This window comes from Nguyenibacter vanlangensis (assembly GCF_013376155.1).
Lineage (GTDB): Bacteria > Pseudomonadota > Alphaproteobacteria > Acetobacterales > Acetobacteraceae > Gluconacetobacter > Gluconacetobacter vanlangensis.
The window spans coordinates 1-5,480 of sequence record NZ_JABXXP010000163.1; the positions used below are offsets into that span (position 1 = coordinate 1).

2 protein-coding genes are annotated in these 5,480 nt (G+C 67.6%); both read right to left on the reverse strand.

The genetic code is table 11. The features are described from left to right. A partial coding sequence (locus HUK84_RS09545; protein ID WP_176640081.1) for a bifunctional transaldolase/phosoglucose isomerase occupies nucleotides 1-2,831 on the reverse strand: 2,831 nt, incomplete at its 3' end. A 138-nt stretch (nucleotides 2,832-2,969) separates the two neighbouring features. Continuing rightward, a complete protein-coding gene (gene tkt / locus HUK84_RS09550; RefSeq protein ID WP_176640082.1) occupies nucleotides 2,970-5,081 on the reverse strand; it encodes a transketolase in 2,112 nt (703 codons plus the stop codon). Nucleotides 5,082-5,480 lie beyond the last annotated feature (399 nt).

Below are 5,480 nucleotides of genomic sequence, written 5' to 3' on the forward strand. Positions count from 1 at the left end.
AGGCCGGATTTCAGGTCGCCGGCGATATGCACGCGCAGCGCCCGGCGGCCCCGTTCGGCCAGGACGTCGAAATCGCCACGCGCCTGCGCGGCCTTGACCACGCCGAACGTGTATTTCTCGCCCGGGACCGGCAGGTCGGCGGCGTCGTCGGCCGTGATCTGCAGGAAGACGCCGCTGTTGGGCCCGCCCTTGTAGGCCTGGCCCGTGGAATGCAGGAAGCGCGGGCCGAATTCGGCGGCCGTCGCGACCTTGAGCGCGTCGCGGATGGCCAGCCGCGTGGACTGGATCCAGGCACGGGTGGCGTAATCGCGTTCGACATAGGCCAGCAGGCCGACATAATCGCCCGCGCCCACCCGGGCGAAATGCGCCTTGAGGATGCCGACCAGGGTTTCGCCCTTCAGCGCCGCCGCGTTGGCGGCGTCGGCGAAGAAGGAGAAGACGCCGTCGGTCGCGAACGGGGTTTCGGCCGGCAGCGTGCCGGTTTCGTTATAGGCGGTCGTCAGCTTCTTGGTTTCGATCTTCGACGCCTCGACGTCCGGCTGGTCGAACGGGTCGATGCCGAGGATCGCGCCGGCGACGGCGGTGGCGAATTCCCAATGGAAGAATTCCTGGGCGATCTGCCGCTTGTCATGCAGGTCGATCGTCACCACCGGCTGGCCGGCGGCGGCCAGGGCGCGGATCGCCTCGTCCTGTTCGGCGCTGGGATGGGTGGCCAGGCGCAGATAGGCGAAGACGCGGTCCGAACCGTAGAGCGCGGGCGCGCCCAGCGTTTCGTCGTCGATCGGGATCAGGCCCTTGCCGACCTTGCCGGTCGATTCCGCCAGGAGCTGTTCCAGCCAGGCGCCGAGATCGTAGATCGCGGGCGAGGCGACGATCGTCACCTTATCGCGGCCGAATTGGGTCGCGGCGACGCCCAGCACGGTGCCGAGCTGCACGCCCGGATTATGCGCCGGCGGCACCGAGGCGGCCGACGCCTTGACCCCGTACAGCGCGGAGTCGAGGAACAGCTTGAGCGGCACGCCGGCGGCGGCAGCCGGGACGATGCCGAAATTGGACAGCACGGAATAGCGGCCGCCGATCTGCTTCTCGCCGTAGAAGATCTTCCAGAAGCCGTCCTGCCTGGCGACCGCTTCCATGTGCGAGCCGGGGTCGGTCACCGCGACGAAGTGCGAACCGGCCTTGTCGCCCAGCACTTTCCTGGCCGCGTCGAAGAAATAGGCCTTGAGGATGTTCGGCTCGAGCGTGCCGCCCGACTTGGACGAGACGATGAAGAGCGTGTTCGCCAGGTCGATCTTCTTCTCGAACGCGCGGATCTGCTGCGGATCGGTGCTGTCGAGCACGTGGAGATGCGGGAAGCCGTCATGCTTGCCGAAGGTTTCGGACAGCACTTCGGGCCCGAGGCTGGAGCCGCCCATGCCGAGCAGCAGGATGTCCTTGAAGCCCTTCTGCTTCACTTCGGCCTGGAAGGCTTCGAGCGCCGGCAGGTCGGCCAGGCGGTCCTCGACGATGTCGAGCCATTTGAGCCATTTGGCTTCGTCCTTGCCGGTCCAGACCGTGGCGTCGCGCGCCCAGAGGCGGCGGACCGTGCCGTCCTTGCGCCAGGCGTCGAGGCTGGCCTTGACCGCCTTGTCCAGGTCGGCCGGCAGGGACAGGGTGGTCTTGACCAGCGCGTTGCCCAGCAGGGCGGCCTGCTTGGCCGCGACGGTGCCGAGCAGGTCGTCGAAGGCATCGGCGAAGGAGGCGACGCCTTCATTCACCAGGCTGGTGGTGACGCCGTCGAGATCCAGGCCCAGGCGCTCGGCCTCGGCCATCACGTGGCGCGCGCCCTCGACATCCTCGGTCAGAGAGGCGCGGGCCTTGCCGTGGTCGCGGAAGGCGTCGAACGTGGCGGGCGGGATGGTGTTGACGGTGTCGGGGCCGATCAATTCCTCGACATACAGCACGTCGCTGTAGGCCTTGTCCTTGGTGCCCGTGCTGGCCCACAGCAGGCGCTGCGGCTGCGCGCCCAGGGCGGCGAGCGCCTGCCAGCGGGGGGAGGCGGTGACGTCGAGCCAGTGCTGGTAGGCCATCTTGGCGTTCGCGATGGCGACCTTGCCGCGCAGGGCCTTCAGCGCCTCGGCATCCTTGTCGCCGGCGGCGATGCGGTCGTCGATCTTCTTGTCGATCTTGCCGTCGATGCGGCTGACGAAGAAGGAGGCGACACTGGCGATGCCGCTGACGGGCAGGCCCTTGGCGTGCCGGTCCTCGAGCCCCGCGATATAGGCTTCGAGCACTTTCTTGTACGCGTCGAGCGAGAAGAGCAGGGTGACGTTGATGCTGAGCCCGTCGGCGATCACGGTGCGCACCGCGGGCGCGCCCTCGTCGGTGCCGGGGATCTTGATCATCAGGTTCCGGGCGTCGACGGCCTTCCACAGGCGGCGGGCCTCTTCGACCGTGCCGTGGGTGTCGCGCGCCAGGTAGGGGGAGACTTCGAGGCTGACATACCCGTCCAGGCCCTTGGTCGCCTCATAGACCGGGTACAAGACCTTGGTCGCCGCCTTGATGTCGTCGATGGCCATGGTTTCGTACAGGGTGCCGGCATCGACGATGCGATGGGCCAGGATGTCCTTATACTGGGCATCGTAGTCGGTGCCCTGCCCCATGGCCTTCTGGAAGATGGCGGGGTTGGACGTGACGCCCTTCAGGCCGTCCTCGTCAACGAGCTTCTTCAGGCTGCCATTTTCCGTATAGGAGCGCTGAATGAAGTCCAGCCAGGGGGATTGGCCGAACGATTCCAGCGTCTTCAGCGGATTGGTGGTGCCGTGAACACCCGTCTTCTGCACGACGTTCATGGTGTTGCTCCTTCGGTGTCGCAGCGGGTTGTACCCGGCCGGCCGGCCGAACCCCCGCCTTATCTAGTCATCAGTCGCGAAACGTCAAAAAATGCGCCGGGGCGCCCGCCGTACCGTGGCGGGCGCCCCGGCCGGACATCACGCCTTGGCCGCCTGCTTGCGGGCCTCGGCCAGCACGGCGTCGACGGTGAAGCCGAATTTCTTCAGCAATTCGCCGGCGGGGGCCGAGGCGCCGAAACCCTGCATGGCGATGATGGCGCCGGTGAGGCCGACATAGCGGTCCCAGCCCATCGGCGCGGCCATTTCGACCGCGACGCGGCCGGTGACGGACGGGGGCAGGACGCTGTCGCGATACGCCTTGGGCTGGGCCTCGAACAGGTCCCAGGACGGCATGGAGACCACGCGGGCCTTCACGCCTTCGGCCTTCAGCGTCTCATAGGCCTGGACCACGAGGGAGACCTCGCTGCCGGTGGCCATCAGGATGACGTCGGGCGTGCCGTCGCTATCGGCCAGCACATAGGCGCCCTTGGCCAGGCCGGAGGCCGGCGCGTAGACCGTGCGGTCGAGGGTGGGCAGGTTCTGGCGGCTGAGGATCAGCACCGACGGACGCTCGGTCATCGGCAGGATGGTGCGCCAGGCCTCGGCGACCTCGTTCGCGTCGCCGGGACGGATCGTGGTGACGCCGGGGGTGGCGCGGAGCTGCGCCAGTTGCTCGATCGGCTGGTGGGTCGGCCCGTCCTCGCCCACGCCGATCGAGTCGTGCGTGAAGATGTAGATGACCGGCTGGTTCATCAGCGCCGACAGGCGGATCGGCGGCTTCATGTAATCGGAGAAGATCAGGAAGCCCGAGCAGTAGGCGCGGATGCCGGCCAGCGAGATGCCGTTGCAGATCGAGCCCATCGCGTGTTCGCGCACGCCGAAATGCAGGTTGCGCCCGCCATAGGAGCCGTTCCATTCGGGCGGCTGGAAGGAGCCGGCGCCCTGGAAGGTCAGGTTGGTCTTGGTCGAGGGCGACAGGTCGGCCGAGCCGCCGATCAGCCAGGGGAAGTTCGGGGCGATCGCGTTCAGGACCTCGCCCGAACTCTGGCGCGTGGCGATGCCCTTGGGATTCGCCTCATAGACCGGGATGTCCTTGTCCCAGCCGGCCGGCAGCGTGCCGGACAGGATGTCGGCCAGTTCGGCCGCCAGTTCGGGATATTCCTTGGCGTAGGCGGCGTACAGGTCCTTCCACGCCTTGGAAGCGGCGGCGCCGCGCGCGCCCAGGCCCTGCTGGAAATGGTGCAGCACGCCGTCGGGGACGAAGAAGCTCTGGTCCTCGGGCCAGCCATAGGCCTTCTTGGCGCCGCGGATTTCCTCGCCCCCCAGGGGTTCGCCGTGGGCGGCGGCGGTACCGGCCTTCTTGGGCGCGCCCCAGCCGATGACGGAATGCACGATGATCAGCGTCGGGCGGCCGGTCTCGGCCTTGGCATCGGCCAGCGCGGCCTGGAAGGCCGGCAGGTCGTTGGCGTCCTTGACCTCGAGCACGTGCCAGCCATAGCCCTCGAACCGCTTCTGCACGTTTTCGGTGAAGGCGATGTCGGTCGAGCCTTCGATCGAGATGCGGTTGCTGTCGTACACCCAGGTCAGGTTGCCCAGGCGCAGGTGGCCGGCGGTGGACGCGGCCTCGCTGGCCACGCCTTCCATCATGTCGCCGTCACCGCAGAAGGTGTAGACATGATAGTCGAACAGCGGAAAGCCCGGCTTGTTGAAGCGGTTGGCCAGCCATTTTTCGGCGATCGCCATGCCGACCGAGTTGCCGCAGCCCTGGCCCAGCGGGCCGGTCGTGGTTTCGACGCCGGCGGTGTGGTGATATTCCGGGTGGCCCGGGGTGCGCGAGTCGAGCTGGCGGAACTGCTTGAGGTCCTCGAGGGTCAGGGACGGGGCGTCGAGCACGGTGCCGTGCTTCACGTCGCGGACGCCGGCCAGGTAGATCAGCGAGTAGATCAGCATCGAGGCGTGGCCGATCGACAGCACGAAGCGGTCGCGGTTGGGCCACAGCGGATCGGCCGGATCGTAATTCAGGACGTTCTGCCACAGCGCGTAGGCCGGGGCGGCCATGGCCATCGGCGTGCCCGGATGGCCGGAATTCGCCTTCTGGACGCCGTCCATCGAAAGGGTGCGGATGGTGTTGATGCACAGCAGGTCCTGGGCGGACGGACCCGCCGCCCCGCCTTCAAAGGCCCGAACTGGCTGGGTGTGTATGGAACGCATTAAGCCGCCTTCTCCATTTTGTTGCCCCGTCTTCAAGCCGACCAGGGCCATGTCCCATGATCCCTTGCGCCGCGCGCGGTTCATTCCCGCACACGCGGGCATGCTTCGGCGCCGAGGAAGGGGAATTGCCCCGCGAGGGGACCCTGATCGTCATTTTTTTGTCATCCGGCCGCGGCATAGGCCGCCTGGGCCGGATGAATTTTCGCCGCACAATCTCATGACGTCCCACCGGGGGCAAGCCACCTGGCGGCACGAAACTCGTGTCTCGCGCGCATTAGAGGCCGGGTAGGCGTGGGATTCCAGCCCCCGATCTTCACGAGTGCTCGACCGGGCGAACCCGCGCGTGGGTGGCCGATACGGCGCGCCGCGGGACACGGCCGCGCGGCGGCGCGCGTTTAC

Coding starts and splice junctions, on each gene's coding strand:
- tkt (WP_176640082.1), bottom strand. CDS start 5,081: ATGCGTTCCATACACACCCAGCCAGTTCGGGCCTTTGAAGGCGGGGCG.